Source organism: Citromicrobium bathyomarinum (genome assembly GCA_001306305.2).
GTDB classification, from domain to species: Bacteria; Pseudomonadota; Alphaproteobacteria; order Sphingomonadales; family Sphingomonadaceae; genus Alteriqipengyuania; species Alteriqipengyuania bathyomarina.
This window is the reverse complement of the sequence record CP155577.1, coordinates 1,568,662-1,592,568: the sequence shown is the minus strand read 5'-3', so window position 1 is coordinate 1,592,568 and position 23,907 is coordinate 1,568,662. Positions and strand designations below refer to the sequence as shown.

The 23,907-nt window shown below is 66.4% G+C and carries 23 protein-coding genes and 1 tRNA gene; 6 read left to right on the top strand and 18 right to left on the bottom strand.

Features of this window, described 5'->3' with window-relative positions; genetic code table 11:
• The first annotated feature begins 67 nt into the window (after positions 1-67).
• From cobA to VO57_007795, 6 genes are read left to right on the top strand one after another with little or no spacing between them, the layout of a single operon-like run.
• The gene (cobA, locus tag VO57_007820) at positions 68-826 is read left to right on the top strand and encodes a uroporphyrinogen-III C-methyltransferase (GenBank protein XBL71231.1); all 759 of its coding nucleotides are present in this window, start codon (positions 68-70) and stop codon (positions 824-826) included.
• Positions 823-1,122, top strand: coding sequence for a DUF2849 domain-containing protein (locus tag VO57_007815; GenBank protein XBL71230.1), 300 nt, complete (start codon positions 823-825; stop codon positions 1,120-1,122). The genes cobA and VO57_007815 overlap by 4 nt, the downstream gene beginning before the upstream one ends.
• Positions 1,122-2,750: a nitrite/sulfite reductase gene (locus VO57_007810; protein XBL71229.1), complete on the top strand. Its 1,629-nt coding sequence runs from the start codon at positions 1,122-1,124 to the stop codon at positions 2,748-2,750. The genes VO57_007815 and VO57_007810 overlap by 1 nt, the downstream gene beginning before the upstream one ends.
• Positions 2,743-3,189 (top strand): DUF934 domain-containing protein, encoded by a 447-nt coding sequence (locus tag VO57_007805; protein XBL71228.1) that lies wholly within the window; start codon positions 2,743-2,745, stop codon positions 3,187-3,189. Before VO57_007810 ends, VO57_007805 begins: the two co-directional genes overlap by 8 nt.
• On the top strand, positions 3,186-3,956 hold the full coding sequence (locus tag VO57_007800; GenBank protein ID XBL71227.1) for a phosphoadenylyl-sulfate reductase: 771 nt from the start codon (positions 3,186-3,188) through the stop codon (positions 3,954-3,956). Before VO57_007805 ends, VO57_007800 begins: the two co-directional genes overlap by 4 nt.
• A gap of 38 nt (positions 3,957-3,994) precedes the next feature.
• Positions 3,995-4,600: a hypothetical protein gene (locus tag VO57_007795; protein ID XBL71226.1), complete on the top strand. Its 606-nt coding sequence runs from the start codon at positions 3,995-3,997 to the stop codon at positions 4,598-4,600.
• Here the strand turns inward: VO57_007795 and VO57_007790 are convergent.
• From VO57_007790 to mraY, 18 genes are all read right to left on the bottom strand, one after another.
• Positions 4,597-5,505, bottom strand: a complete 909-nt coding sequence (locus VO57_007790) for an NAD(P)-dependent oxidoreductase (GenBank protein XBL71225.1) — start codon at positions 5,503-5,505, stop codon at positions 4,597-4,599. The two genes, VO57_007795 and VO57_007790, sit on opposite strands and share 4 nt — an antisense overlap.
• A 25-nt stretch (positions 5,506-5,530) precedes the next feature.
• On the bottom strand, positions 5,531-6,625 hold the full coding sequence (gene obgE, locus VO57_007785) for a GTPase ObgE (GenBank protein ID XBL71224.1): 1,095 nt from the start codon (positions 6,623-6,625) through the stop codon (positions 5,531-5,533).
• A gap of 159 nt (positions 6,626-6,784) precedes the next feature.
• A tRNA-Ala gene (locus VO57_007780) sits at positions 6,785-6,860 on the bottom strand.
• A 105-nt stretch (positions 6,861-6,965) separates the two neighbouring features.
• Entirely contained in the window at positions 6,966-7,907 is a 942-nt protein-coding gene (locus VO57_007775; protein ID XBL71223.1) for a hypothetical protein, read from the bottom strand.
• Between the two features lie 172 nt (positions 7,908-8,079).
• Positions 8,080-8,820, bottom strand: a complete 741-nt coding sequence (locus VO57_007770; GenBank protein XBL71222.1) for a Bax inhibitor-1/YccA family protein — start codon at positions 8,818-8,820, stop codon at positions 8,080-8,082.
• A 144-nt stretch (positions 8,821-8,964) separates the two neighbouring features.
• Entirely contained in the window at positions 8,965-9,471 is a 507-nt protein-coding gene (locus VO57_007765; GenBank protein ID XBL71221.1) for a YbjN domain-containing protein, read from the bottom strand.
• A 156-nt stretch (positions 9,472-9,627) separates the two neighbouring features.
• Entirely contained in the window at positions 9,628-11,235 is a 1,608-nt protein-coding gene (locus VO57_007760) for a tetratricopeptide repeat protein (GenBank protein ID XBL71220.1), read from the bottom strand.
• Between the two features lie 98 nt (positions 11,236-11,333).
• Positions 11,334-13,031, bottom strand: coding sequence for a cell division protein FtsZ (gene ftsZ / locus VO57_007755; GenBank protein ID XBL71219.1), 1,698 nt, complete (start codon positions 13,029-13,031; stop codon positions 11,334-11,336).
• 140 nt (positions 13,032-13,171) lie between these two features.
• Positions 13,172-14,419 (bottom strand): cell division protein FtsA, encoded by a 1,248-nt coding sequence (gene ftsA, locus VO57_007750; GenBank protein ID XBL71218.1) that lies wholly within the window; start codon positions 14,417-14,419, stop codon positions 13,172-13,174.
• Positions 14,419-15,354 carry an FtsQ-type POTRA domain-containing protein gene (locus tag VO57_007745; protein ID XBL71217.1) on the bottom strand — a complete coding sequence of 312 codons (936 nt, stop codon included), beginning with the start codon at positions 15,352-15,354 and terminating at the stop codon, positions 14,419-14,421. Before VO57_007745 ends, ftsA begins: the two co-directional genes overlap by 1 nt.
• Positions 15,305-16,270 (bottom strand): D-alanine--D-alanine ligase, encoded by a 966-nt coding sequence (locus tag VO57_007740; GenBank protein XBL71216.1) that lies wholly within the window; start codon positions 16,268-16,270, stop codon positions 15,305-15,307. Before VO57_007740 ends, VO57_007745 begins: the two co-directional genes overlap by 50 nt.
• A complete protein-coding gene (locus tag VO57_007735) occupies positions 16,267-16,761 on the bottom strand; it encodes a DUF4262 domain-containing protein (protein ID XBL71215.1) in 495 nt (164 codons plus the stop codon). Before VO57_007735 ends, VO57_007740 begins: the two co-directional genes overlap by 4 nt.
• Positions 16,758-17,669: a UDP-N-acetylmuramate dehydrogenase gene (gene murB / locus VO57_007730; protein ID XBL71214.1), complete on the bottom strand. Its 912-nt coding sequence runs from the start codon at positions 17,667-17,669 to the stop codon at positions 16,758-16,760. Before murB ends, VO57_007735 begins: the two co-directional genes overlap by 4 nt.
• Positions 17,666-19,111, bottom strand: coding sequence for a UDP-N-acetylmuramate--L-alanine ligase (gene murC, locus VO57_007725; GenBank protein XBL71213.1), 1,446 nt, complete (start codon positions 19,109-19,111; stop codon positions 17,666-17,668). Before murC ends, murB begins: the two co-directional genes overlap by 4 nt.
• Positions 19,108-20,316, bottom strand: a complete 1,209-nt coding sequence (gene murG, locus VO57_007720; GenBank protein XBL71212.1) for an undecaprenyldiphospho-muramoylpentapeptide beta-N-acetylglucosaminyltransferase — start codon at positions 20,314-20,316, stop codon at positions 19,108-19,110. Before murG ends, murC begins: the two co-directional genes overlap by 4 nt.
• Entirely contained in the window at positions 20,313-21,533 is a 1,221-nt protein-coding gene (locus VO57_007715; protein XBL71211.1) for a putative peptidoglycan glycosyltransferase FtsW, read from the bottom strand. Before VO57_007715 ends, murG begins: the two co-directional genes overlap by 4 nt.
• Positions 21,530-22,831, bottom strand: a complete 1,302-nt coding sequence (murD, locus tag VO57_007710; GenBank protein XBL71210.1) for a UDP-N-acetylmuramoyl-L-alanine--D-glutamate ligase — start codon at positions 22,829-22,831, stop codon at positions 21,530-21,532. Before murD ends, VO57_007715 begins: the two co-directional genes overlap by 4 nt.
• Positions 22,828-23,898 (bottom strand): phospho-N-acetylmuramoyl-pentapeptide-transferase, encoded by a 1,071-nt coding sequence (gene mraY / locus VO57_007705; protein XBL71209.1) that lies wholly within the window; start codon positions 23,896-23,898, stop codon positions 22,828-22,830. The genes murD and mraY overlap by 4 nt, the downstream gene beginning before the upstream one ends.
• Between the last annotated feature and the right edge of the window lie 9 nt (positions 23,899-23,907).

Sequence of the window (23,907 nt, the reverse complement as noted above, 5' to 3'; positions counted from 1 at the left end):
AATAGCTAGCCGCACGCGAACCCATTCTGGTTGGCGCGCATCCGCCGCTCCCGCCATGTACCCTCGCATGGCAGATACCGGCACAATTTACCTCGTGGGCGCAGGCCCCGGCGACCCCGACCTCCTCACCCTGCGCGCAGCGCGCCTGATCGAGGGGGCGGACCTGATCGTGCACGACGGGCTGGTCGACCCCGCAATTCTGGCGATGGCGCGCGAAGGCGCAGCGTTGATCTCGGTCGCCAAGCGACGCTCGAAGCACACCCTCCCGCAGGAAGACATCAACGCCCTGCTGGTGCGCGAGGCGAAGGACGGACGCTCTCCGGTGCGGCTCAAGGGCGGCGATCCGCTGATCTTCGGGCGCGGCGGTGAAGAAGCCGAGGCGGCTCGCGCCGCTGGCCTGCCCGTAGAGATCGTGCCCGGCATCAGCGCCGCGAACGGCGCGGCGGCGGCGGCACAGATCGCACTGACGCACCGCGACGCCTCCAGCATCGTCAGCTTCGTTGCCGGCCAGTGCAAGGGGCTGAGCGACCAGAATTGGTCCGGCCTTGCCGGCAAGGGCCGCACGCTGGTGATCTACATGGGTGTGAAGACCGCAGGCGACATCGCAGACAAGCTGATGGCGGACGGCCTGTCGCCCGACATGCCAGTCGCGGTGATCGAGAATGGCGCGCGCCCCAACATGCGCGTCCTGCGCGGGCTCCTCGCGGGCCTGCCCGACCTCGTCGAGCACGAATGCGTCACTTCCCCGGCGCTGATCGTGATCGGCGAGGTCACCGCTCGCACCGACGCGCAGATCGCCGCCCGGGCCATGGAGGCAGCGCAGTGAACCTCATCACCGGCAACGACCTGAAGACCGGCGCGGTCACCTGGTGGACCGGCGATGGCTGGTCCACCTTGATCGAGAACGCGGTCGACGCGGGCGATGACGCAGAGGCCATCGCCTCGCGCGAGGAAGCCGCACGCCGCGTAAACGTGCCCTACGTGGTCGAGGCCGCACCCGGACCCGACGGCACCCCGCGCCCTTCGCATATCAAGGAGCGCGTCCGCGCGCTCGGCCCCACGGTCCGCCCCGACCTCACTCTCAAACCCGATGATCCGCAAGCGATCGAGCAGGTAATCTGATGTACGCCTACGACCAATACGACCAGGCCATGGTCGATGCCCGCGTGGCCGAGTTTCGCGACCAGTGCGAACGCCGGCTGGCAGGCAAGCTGAGCGAAGACCAGTTCAAGCCGCTGCGGCTGATGAACGGCCTGTATCTGCAATTGCACGCCTACATGCTGCGCGTGGCAATCCCCTATGGCACGCTCAACGGCGGTCAGATGCGGATGCTGGCGACGATCGCCGAGAAGTACGATCGCGGCTACGGCCATTTCACCACCCGCCAGAACATCCAGTACAACTGGATCAAGCTGGAGGACGCGGCCGACATCCTCGCCGATCTGGCGAGCGTGGAGATGCACGCGATCCAGACCAGCGGGAACTGCATCCGCAACATCAGCTCCGACCATTTTGCGGGCGCTGCGGCGGACGAGGTGGCGGACCCCCGCCCCTATGCCGAGCTGCTGCGCCAGTGGTCGAGCTTCCACCCGGAATTTTCCTACCTCCCCCGGAAGTTCAAGATCTGTGTGATCGCGAGCGAACAGGATCGCGCAGCGATGCGGCTGCACGATATCGGCATCCGGATCGTGGAGCGTGACGGAGAGCTGGGCGCGCAGTTCTATGTCGGCGGCGGGATGGGCCGCACTCCGATGATCGCGCCGCTGATCCGTGATTTCGTACCGCTCGACCAGCTGGTCACCTATTCGGAGGCGTGCCTGCGCGTCTACAACCGCTACGGACGGCGCGACAACAAATACAAGGCGCGGATCAAGATTCTGGTCCATGAACTCGGCGCGGAGGAATATACCCGCCAGGTGGAGGAGGAATTCGCCCACCTGCTGGAGCAGGGTGTCGAGCCTCCGCTGGCCGAGCTGGAGCGGATCAAGAAGTATTTCCGCGACCCCGACATGCCCGACGCTGGCCAAGACGTGGACCGCTCGGACCCCGATTTCGCGGTCTGGCTCGATCACAACACGCATGCGCACAAGATGCCGGGCTACGTCTCGGCCATCGTCAGCCTGAAGCCGGTCGGCGGCATCCCCGGCGACGCGACCGATGCGCAGATGCGCGTGCTGGCCGACCTCGCGCAGAAGTACTCCTTCGACGAGCTGCGCGTCATGCACACGCAGAACGTCGTCCTGCCGCATGTCAGCAAGGCCGATCTCTACGCATTGTGGCAGGCGCTCAACGAGGCGGGCATGGGCACCCCCAATGCGGACCTGCTGGGCGACATCATCGCCTGCCCCGGTCTCGACTACTGCAGCCTCGCCAATGCCCGCTCGATCCCGATCGCGCAGCGCATCTCCGAACGCTTCGCCGCCAATGGCAAGGAAGCCGCGCTGGGCGAGCTGAAGCTGAAGATTTCGGGCTGCATCAACGCCTGCGGGCACCACCACGCAGGGCACATCGGCATCCTCGGCGTCGACCGCAAAGGCACCGAGAACTACCAGCTGCTGCTCGGCGGATCGGAGGCGGAGGATACCAGCCTCGCCAAGATCACCGGCCCCGGCTTCGACGAGCATGGCATCGTCGACGCGGTCGAGACCGCGGCCGATGTCTACCTGCGCGAACGCGAGGATGGCGAACGCTTCCTCGACACCTACCGCCGGATCGGCATGGCCCCGTTCAAGGAGGCGCTCTATGCCTGAGGCAGCCACCATCCGCCTGCGCGACGATACGCCCTGCATGGAGCCTGCGGTGACGCTGGAGGCCTTTGCCGAGCAGACCAACGCGGTCGCGGTGCGGATCGAACCGGGCGGCGACGCGCGCGAGCTACTCGCCCATCTCGACCGGCTGGCCCGCGTCGACATCGCCTTCCCCGCCTTCACCGACGGGCGCGGCTATTCCGCCGCGCGCATTCTGCGCGAAGCGGGCTTTGCGGGCGAGCTGCGCGCGGTGGGCGACGTGCTGGTCGACCAGCTGGCCTATATGCGCCGCTGCGGGTTCGATGCCTTCGCGCCCGACGCGCCCATCGATATGGCCGATGCCGAGGCCGCCTTCGCGCGTTTCCCCGAAGTGTATCAGAGCGCGGCAGACCCGCGCACCCCGATCTGGGCGCTGCGGCATGGTGGCGGGGACGCGCGGTGAACGCGCCGCAACGCCTCGCGCGCGATGTCGACCGGATCGATTCTTCCGCCCGTTTCACGCAGGAGCAGGCGGACCTGCTCAACACGCGATTCGCCGATGCGGACACATCGTCGCTCCTCGATGCCGTGCTCACCGGCGGGCTGGCGGGGCGGGTCGCGATCGTCTCCAGCTTCGGCGCGGAAAGCGCGGTGCTGCTGCATCAGGTGGCGCAGGTGGACCAGGCGACCCCGGTGCTGTTTCTCGACACGCTGAAGCACTTCCCCGAGACGCTGGCCTATCGCGACACGTTGATCGGCGAACTCGGCCTGACCGATTTGCGCATCCTGACGCCGGACGAGGCGGAGCTGGCCGAACGTGACGAAACCGGCCTGCGCTGGTCCTACGACCCCGACGGCTGCTGCGATCTGCGCAAGGTCCGCCCGCTGGCTCGCGCGCTGGCCGGGTTCGACGCAACGCTGACCGGCCGCAAGGCGTTTCAGGCGGCGACCCGTGCGGACCTGCCCCGGTTCGAGATCGACCATTCCGATGCCGCCGGTCGGCTCAAGATCAATCCGCTGATCGATTGGGACGCCGCGCGGATCGCGGCCTATTTCGAAGAACACGACCTGCCCCGCCACCCGCTGGTCGCGCGTGGCTTCCCCTCGATCGGGTGCGAGCCGTGCACCCACAAGGTCGCGCCGGGCGAAGACCCGCGCTCGGGCCGGTGGAAAGGGTGGGACAAGGTCGAATGCGGCATCCACAAGCCGGGCGAGGAACCGTTCCTGTAGAGGCTTGCTCGCCGCCGGACGTGTGCTAGCCTCGCGCGGTGTTGCTGTCCCTGATCCTCGCCCTTACCCAGCCCGTACCCGGAGCAGCTACGGGCCCCTCAACCGCAAGCGCCGCTTCCGACTGCTCCTACGATCTCGATGCGATGCTCGCGCTCGACCGCGACGCCTTCGATCAGGATATGGATGGCGGCTGGCGTGCTCTCGCGAAAAAAGAAGGATGCGAGCTCGCCGCAGCCGAGCTGATCCGCGAATGGCGCTACGCCAAGCGCGCGCATGAAAGCATCCTCTACTGGCACGAAGGGCAGATGCGCGCCTATGCCGGACAGACCGATCAGGCAATCGCCCTGTTCCGGATAACCTACCATCCTCCCGAGGAAGATGCCGATTTCGGCTGGAACCACTACGTATCGGGCACAATCGCATTCCTGGCCCGCGATCGCGACGGCCTGCGCCGCTCGATCGAAGGCCTCAAACAGGTTCCCGATAGCGACCAGAGACATGTCTCCGCAGCAGACGGGACCGTTTTCGAGATAAGCTGGCCGCCCAACCTCAACGTACTGGAAGCAATGGAGCGGTGCTGGGACCGGCCCTATCGGGAGGCCTATAGCGCCGCAGCGTGCAGAGCACCGGATGGAGTAAGCTAGAGCATCCCCGCTTCGCGATACCATTGCGCGGTGTCGCGCAGGCCGTTCTGGGTGAGGATCTCGGGTCGCCAGACAGCAGGCGGCACGGCGCGATCGCGGCGGACCGTCCAGTCCTTGTGCGCGAGGTAGCCCGCGCGGTCGCGGGTCAGCCGCGCATTGCGGCCGCGCACCCGCTCGTCGATCATCGCCGCGGCGTGGAGCGCGAAGGCGGGCAGCGGGATCGGGAACACCGTCTTGCCCACCGCATCGCCGATCGCGCGCGCCATATCCGCATGGGTCCAGCCACCATCGCGCCCATCGTCAGGCTCGAAGATCTCGTGCGTAATCCCCTCCCCACCTTCGCGCAGCGCGAGCAGCAGGCGCGCGAGGTCTTGCACATGGATCATCGAGCTGCGGCCCCCGGCAGGCACCGGCAGCACGCCCTTGGTCGCGGCGCGGAACATCTCCAGATAATCAGTGTCGCGCGGGCCATAGACGCCCGGCGGGCGCACGATCGTCCAGTCGAGCCCGCTGGCGGCAACGATCGTCTCCGCACGGCGTTTCGACGCGCCATAGGCCGACAGCTCAGGCTCGCGCGCGGCGAGCGAGGAGACGAACACCAGCCGCTTCGCCCCCGCACGCACCGCCGCCTCGACCACGTTGAGCGTGCCGGTAACGTTGACGATCTCGAAATGGTCGGGGTTGGTCGCGCGGGTCAGCCCGGCAATATGGATCACGCATTCGGCATCGGCGACCAAATGCGCGAGCTTGAAAGGTTCGTTGAGGCTGCCGTCGACCCAGCGGAATCCGCGCCGGTTTTCCGGCACCTTGCGCGCGAGCACGCGCACCCGCTCCCCGGAATCCTCGAGCAGGTCAAGTACCGCCTGCCCAACGAAACCGGTGCCGCCGGTCAGCGCCAGAGTCATCCGGCGCGCTCGTCCGATCCCAAAATCAGATCGGCGACCATGTCTCTTCCCCCTCGCCGGGCTCTTCCCCGTCGAACCCGGACTCTTCGGCCGGATGGCTCACCCCGCCCTCGCTTTCGCGCTCGAGAGCGGTGCGATCGGGCAGATAGCCGAGCACCGCATCGAGCAGCGCCTCAACGCCCGCACCGGTCGCGCCCGAAACGGGATAGACCGCATCGGCACCCGCCGCCTTCAGCTCGTCGCCGAACGCCTCGGCCAGTTCGCCATCGGCAAGGTCCAGCTTGTTGAGCGCGACGATGCGCGGCTTGTCCTCGAGCCCGGCACCATAGGCTTCAAGCTCGGCCTCGACCGTGCGCATCGCTTCGGCCGGGTCGTCACCCGCAATGTCGATCAGGTGGATCAGCACCCGGCAGCGTTCGATATGGCCCAAGAACCGGTCGCCGATGCCCGCGCCTTCCGCCGCGCCTTCGATCAGGCCGGGAATATCCGCGAGCACGAAGTCACGACCCTTGTGGCGCACCACGCCCAGCTTGGGCACCAGCGTGGTGAAGGCATAGTCGCCGACCTTGGCGCGGGTATTGGTGACCTGGTTGATGAAGGTCGATTTGCCCGCGTTGGGCAGCCCGACCAGCCCCACATCGGCAAGCAGCTTGAGCCGCAGCCACACCCACATCTCCTCGCCGGGCTCGCCAGGCTGGTGCTGGCGCGGCGCGCGGTTGGTGCTGGTCTTGTAGCTGGCGTTGCCGCGCCCGCCCATCCCGCCATGAAGCAGGGTGATACGCTGGCCGACCTCGGTGAAGTCGGCAAGAATCTCTTCCTTGTCCTCGGACAGGACCTGCGTGCCCACGGGAACCTCGACCACGAGATCGTCCGCACCCGCGCCTGTGCGGTCGCGGCCCATGCCGTGTCCGCCACGGCTGGCTTTGAAATGCTGTGCGTAACGAAAATCGATCAGCGTGTTCAGCCCGGCGACCGCCACGAACACCACATCGCCGCCCTTGCCGCCGTTACCGCCGTCGGGGCCGCCATACTGGATATACTTCTCACGCCGAAAGCTGACGGCCCCGGGGCCGCCCGCGCCGGACTTCAGATAGACTTTGGCTTGATCGAGAAAATGCATTGCGTCGCAGGTAAGCCGAATTGACGGGGATTGCCAGTTTTTCGCCCGCTCCGCTCGGCCATGCGCGCGGCCACTGGCCGGTTGCGGGAAAGCGTGCGCCGAACATGGCAACGAAAAAGGCCCGCACCGGGTTGTGCGAGCCCCTGAAAAACCGTCACCTGGTGGAGCCGAGCGGGATCGAACCGCTGACCTCGTCATTGCGAACGACGCGCTCTCCCAACTGAGCTACGGCCCCGTTCAGGTGTGGTAAGCGCAGAGCACGCGATGCGTTTCTGCACGAGAGCGCGCCCAATAACGAACCCGCCGAGAGACGCAAGGCCTTTCGACGGGTTTCTGTTCGTCAGCGCGACGGATCCGGGGCCGGCGGGCCCTGAAGGTCGCCCGCCGTGCTGGCGGTGGCGGTCTCGGGAAGGACGACTTGGCCCGTGGTGGGCTGCTGGGTGCCTTCGGTGGCCGCAGTGCTGGGCATCACGTCGATGCTCTGCGTCTCCTGCGGGATGGTCACCGACTGGCCGCCTGGATTGTCGATCGGCGCGTTGAGCAGAACCCTGGTTTCGGTGCCCGGCACGGTGTCATTATCGGCCACCTGCGTGGTCGGCCCGTAGCTGGGGTAGAGCCCGGCGGGAGTACCGTAGAGACGGTCCCACGTCGCGAGATTGGTTTCGTAGCGTTCGAAGGAGCGGAAGAAATCCTCGAACACGCCTTCGAACCGAGCCAGCGCGCGGGCCGAGAAGCTCTCCAGATCGGCCGGTGCGACCAGCACGGATTCGTTGCTCAATTCCAGCGCCGCATCGCAGAATGCCTGCTTGGCGGGCGGCATGGTGAAATAGTTGTAGACCTTGGTCATGTAGTTATCGAGTTCCGCCCGGCCCGTCTTGCGATCGCCGTACTTGTCGCGAAACTCCGCCTCGACCTTGTCGTTCGCCTTGTCGAGCGGCTTGTCGAAGTTGGTCAGGAACACCTTGTAGTTCTCAAGGATGTTCGCGTGCTGGGGCGCAAGGCAGTTGAGCGCGGCCACGTTGAAGGCGGAGCGCACGTTCCAAGTCGTCTGCGCAGGCGTCACATAGGCGTTTACGGTCTGACGGACGCCATCGGGCGCCACCTGCGGAATCAGCATGGTCGCAGCCGCACCCATCGGCGGGATCGGTCGCGCGGGGATTGGCGGCGGTGGCGGAGGAGGCGGAGGAGGCGGCGGCGGCGCGGGCGTGGCGCAGGCGGCCAGCAGGCTCAGGGCACCAGCGACAAAGGTGATGCGCAGCGGCGACTTCAGGTCGTCGGACATAATCGAAAAGCTCCCATCGCGGATCTGCTCGGACGCTCCGGGGTGGAAGCGTTGCGGCGACCATTATTCGCGTTACGGCACCAATAACCCATTACGAGGCATGTGAAAACGCCCGAAGCGGAAAATCCGCCCCGGGCGTCTCGTTTCGGGTTCGTCCTGCCGGATCCGGCGTTTAATCGCGCGCCGCACCCATGAAGCGCAGCAGGAACAGGAACATGTTGATGAAGTCGAGGTAGAGGCTCAGCGCCCCCAGGATGATCGACTTGCCTTCCCAGCTGGTGCCACGCAGGCGCTGGTAGTCGCTCTTGAGCCGCTGCGTGTCGTACGCGGTGAGCCCTGCGAAGATCAGCACGCCGAGGATGCTGACGGCCAGTTCAAGCGCAGCCGACTGCAGGAAGATGTTGATCACCATCGCGATCAGGATGCCGATCACACCCATGATCAGGAAGCTGCCCCAACCGGACAGGTCCTTCTTGGTCGTGTAGCCGAACAGGCTGAGCCCGGCGAAGGCGCCGGCCGTCGCGAAGAAGGTCGCAGCGATCGAGCCCTGCGTATACTCGAAGAACACCGTAGAAAGCGAAAGGCCCATCAGGGTCGCAAAGCCCCAGAACATTAGCTGCAGGGTGCCTTGGCTGAATTTCTGCGCGCCAAAGCTCATCGCGAACACGATTGCCAGCGGCGACAGCGCGACGATCCACATCAGCGGCCCGCTCGCGAAAGTCACCGCGAGGCCCGACTGATAGGTAAGCAGCGCGACGATGCCGGTCAGCAGCACGCCCGAGCACATGTAGTTGTAGATCGAGAGCATGTACTTGCGCAGCCCTGCATCGAAGGTCGTGCGCGAGGCGACATCGCCCCCGGCGCGCGGCACAGAGCCGAAACCCTGCCGTGTGCGGTCGTCCCAGTTAGCCATTTTCAAGCCACTCCATTTGCCGGCTGCGATATGCGCCGGTTCATCGCTCAATATCGCGACAAACCGCCCGAAATTCAAGGCTGAGCTGCGCTTTTTAGGCTTAACACCTGTTCAGATTCGATGACGCATTTCTGCGGTTTTCGCTCACGCTTCGCCCGCCGCGTCGATCATCGCCGCTTCAAGCGCGTCCTCGGGTGATTTGTTGCCCCACAGCACGAACTGGAACGCCGGATAGAAGCGGTCGCATTCATCGACCGCGTTTTCGATCAGCGCCTGCGCCTGACTGATCGACAGCATGCCGTCATCCGCCAGCAGCGCGCCGTGGCGATAGACCAGCACGCGGCCCTGGCTCCAGATATCGAAATGCCCGAGCCAGACCTGCTCGTTGACCAGACTGAGCAGTTCGTAGGCGGGCATCAGCTGTTCCTTGCTGACCCGGATATCGGGCAGGCAGATCAGCTGCAGCACGCCGTCCTGCGGGCGGAGCACCGCGCGCAGCTGGTACTTGACCCAGGCCCCCTGGATTTCGCCGCCCAGCTCTTCGTCGGCATGGGTGTCCAGCGCCCAGCCGCGCGCGTCGAACAGCGCGGCGAGCACATCCATCGGCGCGCCGTATTCGCTGCCGATATTGTCGTTCAAAGCGGTTTCCATTGGCGATCCCTATACCCGTCTGTCTTTCTCACCACCTCTTGGGCGAAGCACGGGGGCGCACGCAAACCCGCCGGGCAAGCCAGCGGTGCAAAAGCATTAACCCTGTTCACGCCTTGTGGGAAAAGCACTTTTCAGGGGATGAACTGCCGGGGCGGATCAGCCCAACGGCTCGACCGCAGCGCCTTCCGGGCTGGTCCAGATGAAGGAATCGATATTGTCGCCGGACAGCGCGTTGAGCGCCTTGCGCGCATCGGCCTGGCTATCGAACGGCCCGGCCAGCAGCCGATTGGTCTGACCCCACGCGATGGTGAAGGGTTCCGCCCCCTTAAGCGCATCGATCTTGCGATATTTGAGCCGCCAGTCGCTGCGCAGCAGGGCGAGATCCTGGCCGATTCCCAGCTGGAGCCAGATCCGGCGCGGCGCGGGCGGCGGTGGCGGCGGCTCCTTCTTCTCCCGCTTGGGCGTGATCGCGCTGATATCGACCACATCGCCGCCGACCACATCGACGCCGGTCGGCTCCGCGAAGTCGGCAAAAGCGTCTGCCAGATCGACCGGCCCCGTCGCCGGGGGGCTGGTGGGCTGGCGGGTCTGGGCTGCGGCGAAGACAGGCGCTGCCTGCCGCGATTCGGGCTGGCCCATTTCGGGGCCGATCAGGCCAGGGGCAGCCTGCCCCGACGGAGCGGCGGTTTCGGCCACGCGAACTGCGGCGCCCGGTGCCTGTTGCTGCACTGCGGGAGCCAGTTCGCCCGCCTGTTGCGAAGCGACCTGCGGTTCCGGCGTGGGCTGTACCTCTGGTTCGGGCTGGCGAGCAGGCGGCGGCGGGATCTGGATTGCCACGCGCGTACGCGAAGGACGCATGAAGGTGCGCGAGAGCGGATCGCGCAGGTCGCGCACGGTCGGCGTGCTGCTGGCTACGCTTGCGCCCTGCCCGGCATCGTTCGGCGTGGGAACGGCTGCGCCGGGCGTGGCCGCACCCGCCGCGCTCGCAATGCGCGGATCGTCGCGCCCGATCCGGGTGGCCGACGGATAAAGGCCCAGATTGGCGGCCGCTGCCTGCTGCGACTTCGTCAGGCGCGGCATGAACCGCAGGTAGGGCTCCATCCGCCCCGCCAGATCGCGTGGCATAACGGCACGGGCGATCTCCAGCGCCTCGTCCGCCTGACCGAGCACGGCGAGGCCAAATGCACGGGTACGGTACGCGTTGTAGTCGCGCTCTTCCAGCAAGGGTCGCAGCTCTTCCTCGAACGCCTCGCGGTTGCCCGCGATCGCGTAGCTGAGCGCCAGACGCTGCCGCACCGCAGGGTCGTTCTTGCCTTGCAGCGCCCGCTGATAAGCGGTCTGCGCGGCGTCGTTCTGGCCAACCAGATCATAGGCGAGCCCCCGGTCCGCCCATAGCGTGCCGGTGCCGATCCCCGCCTGATCGGCCTGCTCGAACAGGCTCAGCGCTTCGACCGGGCGGCCTGATCGCACGTAGGCAGCACCCATCCCCTCGGCGATCCGGGGATTCTCGGGCGACAATTCCTTGGCGCGTCCGAAGAAGCCAATCGCCGCATCGATATCGTCTAGCGAGAGCGAGGCGAGCCCGGCGGAGATCAGCGCATCGACATCGCGCCGATCCGCCGCAAGCCGCAGCAGCGCGGCGTTGAGATCGTCGGACGCGGCAGGCGGCAGCGGCTGGACCACCGCGCGCGACACCGTATCGCCAGATTGCGCCAGCGCCGGCGCACCGCCGGCCACCAGCACGAGAGAAAGCGCCGTCGGCATGGCGCGCAGAAGCTTGCAACCCGTCATCCTGCGGGTTCTAGTCATGCCGCTACGCGCTGAACAGCCCCTTGCGCCGGGAACGGCGCGGTTCGTCGCCGTTACTGGTTGTTCTGTCGCCCGAGAAACCGCGGGATGTTGAGCGAGGAGCCATCATCGTCCTCGTCATCGTCCTCTTCGGGTGCTCCGCCACGGGACAGCTTGGCCATCCGTTCGAACAGCGTGCCGCCGCCACCGCCCTGCGGCAGCGGGGGCGCAGGCTTGCGCTGCGCATCGCCCTCGCCTGAAACGAGCCCGCGACGGCGACCGCGCGATGGCGCGGGCTCCGGCTCGGGCGCTTCCTCGCCAGCGTCTTCGCCCAGCACCAGCTCGTCGGAGTCATCGCCGGAGCGCGGGGGTGCCTCCTGCGCTTCGCCCAGGTCGAGCGTATCGTCGTGGTCCGACGCGCTGCCCCAATCGTCCGCCGGGTTACCGTCGAACGGCTTCCGCTCGCCGGAGGGGCGGGCGAAGGGTGCGTCGGCGGAAGGTTCGGGCGCGGCTGCGGGCGCGTCGTCTTCATCTTCGTTGCGCAGACCGGCGAGCGGATCGACGATGCCATCGACATCCTCGGCCCCGTCTTCGTGATAGTCTTCGCTGTAATCGCTGCTCATACGCGCACCGCCGGAGGACGGTTCACCGAACGACTGCGGCATTGCCGGGCTGGTGCCCTGCGGCTCGCCACCGCGCTCGTCCGATTCGCCACGCTCGGCAAAATCGAGCGCCGGACGCTTGGCCGGGCGCGGTTCGGGGGCGGAGGCCATCGCGCTGCGCGGCGATGCAGAGTGGCTGCTCACGCCGTCGTCTATCCCGGTCGCGACGACCGAGACGCGGATCTTGCCTTCGAGATTGGGATTGAACGCCGAACCCCAGATGATGTTCGCGTCTTCGTCCACCAGATCGCGGATGTGGTTCGCTGCCTCGTCCACTTCGAGCAGCTTCATGTCTTCGCCGCCGATGATCGAGATGATCACACCCTTGGCGCCCGCCATCGACACGCCGTCGAGCAGCGGGTTGGCGATCGCCTGTTCGGCAGCCTCGCGGGCGCGGTTGTCGCCCTCGGCCTCGCCGGTGCCCATCATCGCCTTACCCATCTCTTCCATCACCGATTTGACGTCGGCGAAGTCGAGGTTGATCAGACCCGGCATCACCATCAGGTCGGTGATCGAGCGCACGCCCTGCTGCAGCACCTCGTCCGCCATGCGGAACGCTTCCTTGAAGGTCGTCTCCGGCTTGGCGATCAGGAACAGGTTCTGGTTGGGAATGACGATCAGCGTGTCGACATGGCGCTGAAGCTCTTCGATCCCCGCCTCGGCGGCGCGCATCCGGCGCGTGCCTTCGAACAGGAACGGCTTGGTCACCACGCCGACGGTCAGCACGTTCTTGCGCCGCGCGGCCTCCGCGATCACCGGCGCAGCGCCGGTGCCCGTGCCGCCGCCCATCCCGGCGGCGATGAAGCACATGTTCACGCCTTCGAGCGCTTCCTCGATCTGGTCCACCGTCTCTTCCGCAGCCGCCTTGCCCAGTTCGGGCCGCGCGCCCGCGCCCAGGCCGCCGGTGCTTTCCGGGCCGAGCTGGATGCGGTGCTCTGCGGGGGAGGTGCTGAGCGACTGCGCATCGGTGTTGGCAACGATGAAGTCGACACCCTCGATGTCGGCCTCCATCATGTTGGCGATGGCGTTACCGCCGGCACCGCCGACGCCGATAACCGTGATCCGGGGGCGCAGATCGTCGGAAGGGTCGGGGCCGATATTGATGCTCATAAGGTCTTCACTCCGTGAAACCGGCGGCTCTCTTGCCGATTTCTCAATATATTCGTGTGGCAGAAAGCGCCGCGAACCTTAATGGTTATCCACGGTCTTTTCCACATTACTCGCGCATTTGGGCCTGCATGGCCGGGCGATCAGAAATAGTCGCGCCCGGCGCGCCAGACCCGATTGACCAGGCCCAGCCCGCGCGCACGCGTCTGCGACTGGTACTTGGCCTTAACGGTGCGGATGTCCACCGGGTCCCGCGCAGCGTAAATGCACAGCCCCACTAGCGTGGAAAACCCGGGCGAGGAATGGGCCGGCGGCAGGCCGCGCAGCGTCTGCGGCTTGCCGATGCGCACCGGGCGGCCCAGCGCGTTCTGGACGAACTCCGCACTGCCCGGCAGTTCCGCCCCGCCCCCGGTAAGCACGGCGGGCCCGCCGCGAGCCCCCGCGAAATCCATCGCCTTCAAAGCTTTGCCCGCCTCGTCGGTGATCCGGCCGAGCTGTTCGGTGACCACCGCTACCAGATCGGCGCGGTTGATCGAACCGGCGCGCGGATCGTCGGGATCGACCGGCACCTGCTCGCGATGATCGCTGGGGCTGGCAAGCGCCGAGCCCGACACGCACTTGAGCCGCTGCGCATGCTGGCGGCGAATGCCGAACCGGCTCGCGATCGCGTCGGTAATGTCGCCCGAGCCGAGCGGGATCGCCCGCATCGCCTGGACCATGCCGTTGCGCAGCACTGCGACATTGGTCACGTCGCTGCCGATCTCGATCAAGGCGGTGCCAAGCTCGCGTTCCTCGGGCGTCAGCGCAGCGTGCGCCGAGGCGATCGGTGCGGCGACCACGCCTTCGACCGTCAGATGCGCGCTCTGCACCGCGGTAATGATGTTGCGGATCGGGGCCCCGTCGGCGAGCAGGATGTGCACGTCCACCCCCAGCTGTTCGGCATAGAGGCCAACCGGGTTGGCAACGCCGTGCGGGCCATCGACCGAGTAATGCGCGGGCTGCGCGTGCAGCACCATCCGCCCGTCTGGCTCCAGCGTGTCGCGCGCGGTGACCAGCAGGTGGTCGACGTCCTCTTCCTCGATCCGGCGGCCGTTGATCGGGATTTCGACCCGCGAAACGCGGCTGCCCAGCCCCGCGCCGGCGCAGCCGACCCACACGCTCTCGATCGCGGTGCCGGCGTCTTTCTCCGCCCGCTCCACCGCCTCGCGGATCGCGTGGGTCGCGGCCTGGCTGTCGGTGACGTAGCCGCGCCGCACGCCCGCACTGGCCCGGTGGGAGGAGCCGAGCACGATCATCTCGCCACCCTCGGTCAGGCCCATGATCATGGCGGAGACGCGAAACGACCCAAGGTTCACCGCGCCGAAGACGCGCGCAATACGTGCTGCAGCCATTATTCCGCACTCCCCTTGTTGGCGAACCGGTCCGCGCGTCCGGGCTCCCGCAAGACGTAGCGATCGGGCACGCGCAGATCGATCACGGCCGCCTTGCCCCCGAGCAGGCGATAGAGCCCGTCCATCCGGGCGAAATCGATGAAGGCCTCCGCCGCCTCGTCCTCACCCTGCGGCAGCGCGAGGATCTGGCCGGTCTTGAACACGATGTTCCAGCGCCGCTCCCCAATACGGTGCGCGCTGGCGATCTGCGGCTGGAGCGCAGGCGCGGCGGCGAGCACGTGATCGAGCGACTCGATCTGTTGCGCAGCGCCCGCGCCGGAAATGCGCAGCATCCCTTGCGCGTCTTTCTCCGAAATCGGATCGAGTTCGATCCCGTTGCGATCGATCAGCACCAGCCGGTCGGGCTTCACCAGCACCGCGTGGGGCGTGCGCTCCTGAATATCGATCACCAGCTTGTCCGGCAGCTGGCGCGAGACGCGCGCCTCGGCCACCCACGGCATGCGCCGCAGATCGTCGCGGATCGCCGCCAGGTTGAGCAGCGGCATCGGCGTGCCGCGATGCTCCATCACTTCTTCGTAGACCTTGAGGCGGTTCATCCGCTCGACCCCGGTGAGGTCGATATTGCGCATCTGGAAGCCCGCTGCGCCCGCGCTGGTGGCGAGCTGCTGGTGCAGCAAGGCGGGCACGCCCGCCGCGCTCGCGACCATCCACGCCAGCGCCGCCGCGCCCGCGAGGATCAGCGCGAGGAAGCCGCCCTGCAATTGCCGCTGGCTGATCGGCAGCGCGTTGAGCGCGGTGTTGACCGCACCCTTGCTCTGCCGGGTTGCCGCCCGGGCCTTCGACGCACGCGAACGCGACGTGGCCGCGCGGCGAACGCCGGTTGCCTTACGCTTGACCTTGCGCGCCATCATGTCCTCCCCTGTCTGCGAGCGCATCGGCGATAATCGTCTCGACCAGATCCTCGTAGCTCATTCCGCAGTATTTTGCCTGCTCGGGCACCAGGCTGAGCGGGGTCATGCCCGGCTGGGTGTTGGTTTCAAGCACGAACAGCCCGTCCAGCCCCTGCTGGTCGTCCCAGCGGAAATCGGTGCGGCTGGTGCCCTTGCAGCCGAGGATGCGGTGCGCCTCGAGCGCGTAGCGCAGGCAGGCCTCGGCAACATCCTCGGGGATTTCGGCGGGGCAGACGTGGCGCGTGCGCCCGTCGGTGTACTTGTTCTCGAAATCGTAGAAGCCGCTCTCGACGATCAGCTCGGTAACGCCCAGCGCCTTGCCGCCGACCACCGCCGTAGTCAGCTCGCGTCCGCGAATATAGGGTTCGGCGAGCAGTTCGGGGAATTCCTGCCACGGGCCCTTCGCATCGCGCGCGATCGGGTTGCCGTAATTGCTCTCGTCGGTGACGATCGCCACCCCGACCGAGGAGCCTTCGTTGACCGGCTTGAGCACATAGGGCCGCGGCAGCGGGTCGCCTTCGTACAGGTCGTCGGTCTTGACGATCCGCCCGCCGGGCATGGGAATGCCGCGCGGAACCAGCGCCTGCTTGGTCAGCTGCTTGTCGATCGCGATCACCGAGGTGGCGAGGCCGCTGTGGGTATAGGGCACGCCCATCAGGTCGAGCATGCCCTGCACCGTGCCATCCTCGCCCGGCACGCCGTGGAGCGCGTTGAACACGATGTCCGGTTTCGCCTCGGCAATCCGCGCGGCGACCTGCCGGTCCATATCGATCCGTGTGACGGTGTGCCCGCGCGCTTCGAGCGCCTTGGCCACGCCCTCCCCGCTCATTAACGAGACGGGCCGCTCATTGGCCCAGCCGCCCATCAGGACCGCGACGTGGAGTTTGTTGGAGAGGATCATTGGACTGTCCAACCTTCATAAAGAGCGGGCTGCGCATCAATCACTTCTTGTGAAACGCCCTTGTCCCAAGGGTACAGGCCATTCACGGCGCCCGGCCACACGATCTGATAAAAGTGATCGACATCTTTTCCGCGCTGCGAACGATGATACCAAAGAGCCCAGCCAAGGTGTTCTTCGATCGCCGCGCGATCGTTGCAGAATTTGAGAATGCACTCGTGCCCGTCGATAAGATTCTCGACTTTCAGGCCATCTGCCATCTGGAGGCCTGCCGCGCACTGGCGATACAGTTCGTTTATCATCGATTGCATCAGGTCCAGCTTGAGCCCGTACACCAGTACCTCAGGCTGCCCCACACCAACGGGAAAACCGACTGAATAAGCGAAGTTCGGCTGATCCCCGTCAGCGTCGAAGACCTTGAGGATATGGCAGCCGTGTTCGGCAATATCATCAATGCACTTCTGTTCACCCGGATCGAGGACTTGCTGGTTCACGGCCGCCCTACCCGCTGGATTTCCCATTCGAGCTCGACGCCCGAGTTTGCGCGCACCTTCGCGCGGACATCTTCGCCCAGCTGCTCGATATCCTCGCTGGTCGCGGTGCCGGTGTTGATGAGGAAGTTGGTGTGTTTCTCGCTCACTTGCGCGCCGCCGCGCATCATTCCGCGACAGCCTGCCGCGTCGACCAGCTGCCATGCCTTCTCGCCCGGAGGGTTCTTGAAGGTAGAGCCGCCGGTCTTGGTTCGCACGGGCTGGCTTTCCTCGCGCGCCTGCGCGATCCGCTCCATCTCCGCGCCGATCGCTTCGGGATCGCCCGCCTCGCCCTTCAGCCGAGCTGCGACCACCACTGCGCCCTCGGGCAGCTGGGAGTGGCGATAGGTGTAGCCAAGCTCTGCGACCGGCAGCGTCTTGAGCGATCCATCGCGCAGCACCACGTCGCAATCGACCAGCACATCGGCGGTTTCGCGCCCATAGGCACCACCGTTCATGCGGACGAAGCCGCCCAGCGTGCCGGGGATACCGCGCAGGAATTCGAGCCCGGCAATGCCATTGTCACGCGCGGTGGACGCGATCAGCACGCCATGCGCGCCGGCGCCGCTATGGAGCGTATGATCGCCTGCAGTCTCTATCTTTGCAAAAGATTTGCCGAGGCGGATGGTCACCCCGGGCACCCCACCGTCGCGCACGATCAGGTTCGATCCGAGACCCAGCGGCAAGAGGGGCACAGCGGGGTCAAGGTCGCGCACAAACGCACACAGGTCGTCCACATCGGCCGGTTCGAACAGCCAATCGGCCGCACCGCCCGCCTTGAACCAGACCAGCTTGGCAAGCGGGGCATGCTGCGTCAGCTTGCCGCGCACGTCGGGCAGCTTTTCGGCTGGGAGGGTGAGCGTCTCGCTCATGCGTTCACCTGCTCGCGCGCGGCCTGCAATTCGCCGGGCAGCTTCGCCGCCCACTTGGTGATATCGCCCGCGCCAAGACACAGCACCAGGTCGCCCGGCTCCAGCTGCGGGGCGAGCGCGCGGACCAGCTCTTCGCGATCCGCGATGGTCTGCGCGTGGCGGTGGCCGAGCGACTTGATCCCGTCGACCAGCGCTGCGGCGTCGACACCCTCGACCGGGTCTTCGCCCGCAGCATAGACCGGCGCGACGTAGACCTGGTCCGCCTCGTTGAAGCAGGCCTGGAAGTCGCCCATCAGTTCGCCAAGGCGCGAGAAACGGTGCGGCTGCATGACCGCGATCACCCGTGCCGGCGTGTCCATCGCGTCCACGCTTTCGCGCGCGGCGGAAAGCACGGCGCGGATTTCCACCGGGTGGTGGGCATAGTCGTCGATCACGGTCGCGCTGCCACCTTCGACCGGCACGGTGCCGACCCGGGTGAAGCGCCGCCGCACGCCGCCGAAACGGGCGAAACCTTCGCGGATCACCTCGTCCGAGCAGTTCATCTCGAGGCTGACCGCAATCGCGGCGAGCGCGTTCTGAACGTTGTGGCGGCCCGGCATCGGCAAGAACACGTTCTCGATCCGGCGATCTTCCTGCCCGCGCTGGCGGACCATCACATCGAACCGGTTGCCGCCCGCCTCGGGCTTCACATTGACTGCGCAGATATCCGCCTGCAGCGAGAAGCCGTAGGTAATCACCCGGCGATCGCGGACCTTGGCGATCACCGCCTGCACTTCGGGGTGGTCGACGCACAGGATCGCCGCGCCGTAGAACGGCACGTTGTGGATGAACTCCACGAAAGCGCGCTTCACGCCTTCGAAATCGCCGTAATGGTCGAGGTGTTCGGGGTCGATATTGGTGACCACCGCGATGGTCCCGTCGAGCCGCAGGAAGCTGCCGTCGCTCTCGTCGGCCTCTACCACCATCCAGTCGCTATCGCCGAGCCGCGCGTTGGAGCCGAACTGTTCGATCACCCCGCCATTGATCACCGTCGGGTCGATCTCTCCGCAGTCGAGCAGGCCGGCGATCATGCTGGTGGTGGTCGTCTTGCCGTGGGTGCCCGCAATCGCGATGGTCGACTTCAGCCGCATGAGCTCGGCGAGCATTTCCGCGCGGCGGACCACGGGAATGCGGTTTTCCAGCGCCGCCTCGACTTCCGGATTGGTCCGCTTGACCGCGGTGGAGGTGACCACCACCGCCACGCCATCGACATTCTCGCGCGCGTGGCCGATCGCGACCTCGATCCCGCGCTTCCTCAGCCGCTCGACCGTGGGGCCCTCGGCAATGTCGGAGCCCTGCACCTGATAGCCCAGGTTGTGCATCACCTCGGCAATGCCGGACATGCCGATCCCGCCGATGCCGACGAAGTGGATCATCCCGATATCGGTTGCGACACCCTTCACGAAGCAGGCTCCTCTGCGGCATCTCGCGCAGCGCCCTGCCCCACGGGCACGCCCTGCGACGCGCCGCGTGCATTGTTCTGACCCACCCGGATCACATCCATCAATTCGGCCCCGCCGAAGCTTTCGACCAGATCGGCCAGTTCCTTGACCGCATCGGGCCGTCCGCAATTCCACGCCTTGTGCGCCGCGTTGGAGAGCGTGCCGGCGCGCTGGCTGAGCACCTGGATCTGGCGCGCCAGCTCCTTGGGCGTGAACGCGCTCTGGCGGATCATCCGCGCGCCGCCCGCTTCCACGATCTCACGCGTGTTGGCCGCCTGATGATCGTCGGTAGCGATCGGCAGGGGCACGAGGATCGCAGGGCGGCCCACTGCGGTCAGTTCGGCAATGGTCGACGCGCCCGCACGCCCGATGAACAGGTGTGCATCGGCGAGCCGGTCGGCCATGTTCTCGAAATAGGTCGCCAGTTCGGCAGGAATGTCATGATTGCGATAGCGTTCGCGCACCGCGCCGACATCTTCCGGGCGGCACTGCTGGGTCACCTGCAACCGCTGGCGCAGCGCGGGCGGCAGCATGGCCAGACCATCGGGCACCACCTGCGCGAGCACGCTAGCGCCCTGGCTGCCGCCGGTCACCAGCACTTTGAGCAGGCTGTCTTCGCTGAAGGTCGGGAACGGCTCGTCACGCAGCGCGAGCACTTCGGGCCGCACCGGGTTGCCGACCAGATGGACCTTGCGCGACCAGCTGGACTTCATCCGCTGCACCTGCGGGTATGAGGTCGCGATCGCATTCACCCGCGGGGCGAGCAGGCGATTGACCCGGCCCAGCACCGCGTTCTGTTCGTGGATCACGCTGGGGATCTTCGCACTGCGCGCCGCGAGCAGCGCGGGCAGCGAGGGATAGCCGCCGAAGCCGACCACCGCGCTCGGTTCGAAACTGTCGAACAGCTGCTTGGCCATGCTGCGGCCTTCCATCACCTTGCTCACGCCCTTGATCCAGCGGATCGGGTTCTTCCCGAACCGGCCGACCGGCATGATGTGCGCGGGCATGAAATCGGGCTTGCCGGGGATATTCGCCCCGCGCTCGTCCGTGATCAGCGCCACGTGATGGCCGCGCTGGTGCAGTTCCTGCGCCAGCGCGAAGGCGGGCAGCATGTGCCCGCCGGTGCCGCCTGCGGCGAGCACGTAATGTCGATTGGCCCCGCTCATCTGTCTTTTTCCTTGTCGAAGAGCATGTTGCGAAGGCCTGCGGTTTCTCGTGTGAGGAAGGGGTTGCGCCGTGTCAGCGCGAGCAGCAGGCCGAAGCCGCAGCATATCGCGATCGTCGACGACCCGCCATAGCTGACCAGCGGCAGCGTCATTCCCTTGGACGGGAACAGCGACAGGTTGACGAGGATGTTGATGAACGCCTGCCCGCCCAGCTGCGCGATCAGGCCCGATGCGGCGAGCAGCGCGAAGAAGTTCTCCTCGCTCGCGGCGCGCATCAGCACCCGCAGCACAATGGCGCAGAACAGCAGCACGATGCCCGCACAGGCGATCAGCCCGAACTCCTCGCCCACGACCGAGAAGATGTAGTCGGTCTGCGCCTCGGGCAGGCGGAACTTGGCGCGCCCGACCCAGAAGCCGACGCCGTCCCAGCCACCTGCCAGCAGGGTGCGCTGGGCAAGGTCGACCTGATCGTAATCGGTCCCGCCGGAGAAGAAGGAGTCGATCCGGTTCCGGGCATTGCCGTAGAACATGTAGGCGGCCGCCAGCAGGCCGATCCCGGCGGCGATCAGCCCGGCAATCTGGCGCGCGGATACTCCGCCCAGCAGCACCAGCACGAACCACACGCCGGTAAACAGGATCGCATCGCCCAGGTTGGGCTGCGCCATCAGCAGGCCGACCACCAGCGCCAGCGCGCCGGTCACCAGCCCGAACACCGGCATGTTAGGGTCTTTGAGCTTCCAGCTCATGATCCAGGCCAGCGTGATCGCGAAGCCCGGCTTGAGGAATTCGGACGGCTGGAAGGAGAAGCCAAGGTTCAGCCAGCGCCGCGCGCCGTTCACCTCGGTCCCGATCAGCGGCACCAGTATCAGCGCGGCGACCATCCCCAGCGACAGCAGGATGGCGAAGCGGCGGGCGCTTTCGCGGCTGAGCATCGACAGGCCGAGCATCGCGGCAATCCCGACCGCGAGCCAGCGCAGGTGCAGCCACAGGAAGTGTAGCGGATCGAGCGTGACCGTGTCGCTCGACAGGCGATCCGCGCCTGCGGGCGAGGCGGCGGCGATCGCTGCACAACCGACCGCCATCAGCAGCACGATCAGGCCGAGTAAAACATGGTCCAGTTCGCGCCACCAGATTTTCAGCCGCGCGCGCTGGGTCAGGCGTGGACCGCTGCGCCCGGGCAGATCGCTGGCAATCGCGGTTGCAGGCGCAATGTTCATGGCGTGGCCTCGCTATCGGCAAGCGCGTGGACGAGCGCGCGGAAGCGGTCGCCACGATCTTCGAAATCGCGGAACTGGTCGAAGCTGGCGCAGGCGGGGCTCAGCAGCACGGTCTCGCCCGGCTTCGCGGCGAGCGCGGCGGTGTGCACCGCGATATCGAGCGTGCCGCAGCGGCTGACCGGGCAATGCGGCGCGAGAGCATCGGCAAAGGCGTCGCCCGCCTCGCCGATTGTGTAGGCGGCGGTGACGTGACCGATGTGCTGTTCGGTTTCGCCCAGCCCCGGCTCCTTGGCCTGCCCGCCGACGATCCAGTGGATTTTTTCGAATGCGGCGAGCGCAGGCGCGGCCGCGGCGGTGTTGGTCGCCTTGCTGTCGTTGACGTAGAGCACGCCCGCACGCTCGCCGACCCGCTCCATACGATGCGGCAGGCCGGGGAAGGTGCGGAGTGCTTGGTCTATAACAGCATCTTCAATACCTAGCTGCGAAGCTAAGCATCCTGCTGCATCGACATTCTCCGAGTTGTGTGGACCTTGAAGCGTTGGCCAATTGCTTTGTCCCGGAAGCGGGTACTCTCGGTCACAAACCCAGAGGTCCTCGGGAGCAACGTTACGCCCGGGGTTCCACAACCCAAGAACCTCGTCGCCGATTACTGTCGGCCTTCCTGCCGACTGCAGATCGGACAGACGCAGTTTGGCCTCAGCATAGGCCTCAAAACTCTCGTACCGATCCAAATGATCTGGTGTGATGTTCAATATCACTGCCACATCGCAATCGAGCGAGAACGTCAGGTCGATCTGGTAGCTCGACAGCTCCAGCACATAGACGCCGCCCTCGGGCAAAGGCTCCTGGCCGAGGATCGGCAGGCCGATATTGCCGCCCATCGTGGTCGGCACGCCCGCGGTCTTCAGGATGTGGTGCGTCAGCGCAGTGGTGGTGCTCTTGCCGTTGGTGCCGGTAATGCCGACGACCTTGTGCGGCGGCAGGTGCTCGCGGGCCTGCGCGAACAGCTCGATATCCCCGATCACCGGCACGCCGAACTTGTCCGCATGCGGCTTGATCGGATGGGTGTTGAGCGGAACGCCGGGCGTCACCAGCACAGCCTCGAACCCGGTCAGGTCGGTCTCGACCGGGTCGGCCAGCGTCACGCGGCCGGCAAAGGCCTCGCGCGCGTCCTCGTTGCTGTCCCACGCGGTCACCTCGGCGCCCGCCGCCAGCAGCGCCTCGACCGTCGCCCGGCCCGTGCGTGCCAGGCCGAGAACCGCGTATTTGCGGCCCTTCCAGGCGGGCGAGAGGATCACCGCAGCTTCAGCGTGCTGAGCCCGATCAGTGCGAGCACGATGGCGATGATCCAGAAGCGGATCACGACCTTCGTCTCGCTCCACCCGAGCTGTTCGAAGTGGTGGTGGACCGGCGCCATGCGGAAGATGCGCTTGCCCGTGCGCTTGAACCAGAAGACCTGGATGATGACGCTGAGCGCCTCGAACACGAACAGCCCGCCGACGATGGCGAGCACGATTTCGTGGTGGCTGGCGACTGCGATCGCGCCCAGCGCGCCGCCCAGCGCAAGCGAGCCGGTGTCGCCCATGAAGACATTGGCAGGCGGCGCGTTGAACCACAGGAAGGCAAGCCCTGCGCCCATGATGCAGGCACAGAAGATCGCCAACTCACCCGCGCCCTCCACGTACGGTATGCCGAGATAGCTGGAAAAGTCCGCGCGCCCGGCGAGGTAGGCGATCAGCGCGAAGGTGCCCGCGGCGATGATCACCGGCATGATCGCGAGGCCATCGAGCCCGTCTGTCAGGTTCACCGCATTGCCCGCACCCACGATCACGATCGCTGCGAAGACGTAGTAGAACGGCCCCAGCGGGATCGCCTGGTCGGACACGAAAGGCACGTAGAGCCAGGTGTTGATCTGGCTGACGATGATATAGGCCGCGATGCCTGCGACGATGAACTCCATCAGCAGGCGGACCTTGCCCGAAACGCCCTTGTGGCTGTTCTTGGTGACCTTGTCGTAATCATCCATGAAGCCGATCGCGCCGAACCCGATGGTCACCGCAAGGCAGGCCCAGACGAAGGGACTGGAAAGGTCCATCCACAGCAGCAGGCTGAGCACCAGCGCGATCAGGATCATCAGCCCGCCCATCGTCGGCGTGCCCACCTTGGCCAGATGGGTCTTGGGCCCGTCCTCGCGGATCGGCTGGCCCTTGCCCTGGCGCACGCGCAGAACCGCGATCAGCTTCGGACCGATCAGCAGGCCGATAAACAGCGCGGTGAGGATCGCCGCACCCGCACGAAACGTCTGGTAGCGGAAGAGGTTGAACAACCCTTCGAATTCGAACCATTCCGCGATCAAATAGAACATTGTCGGCCG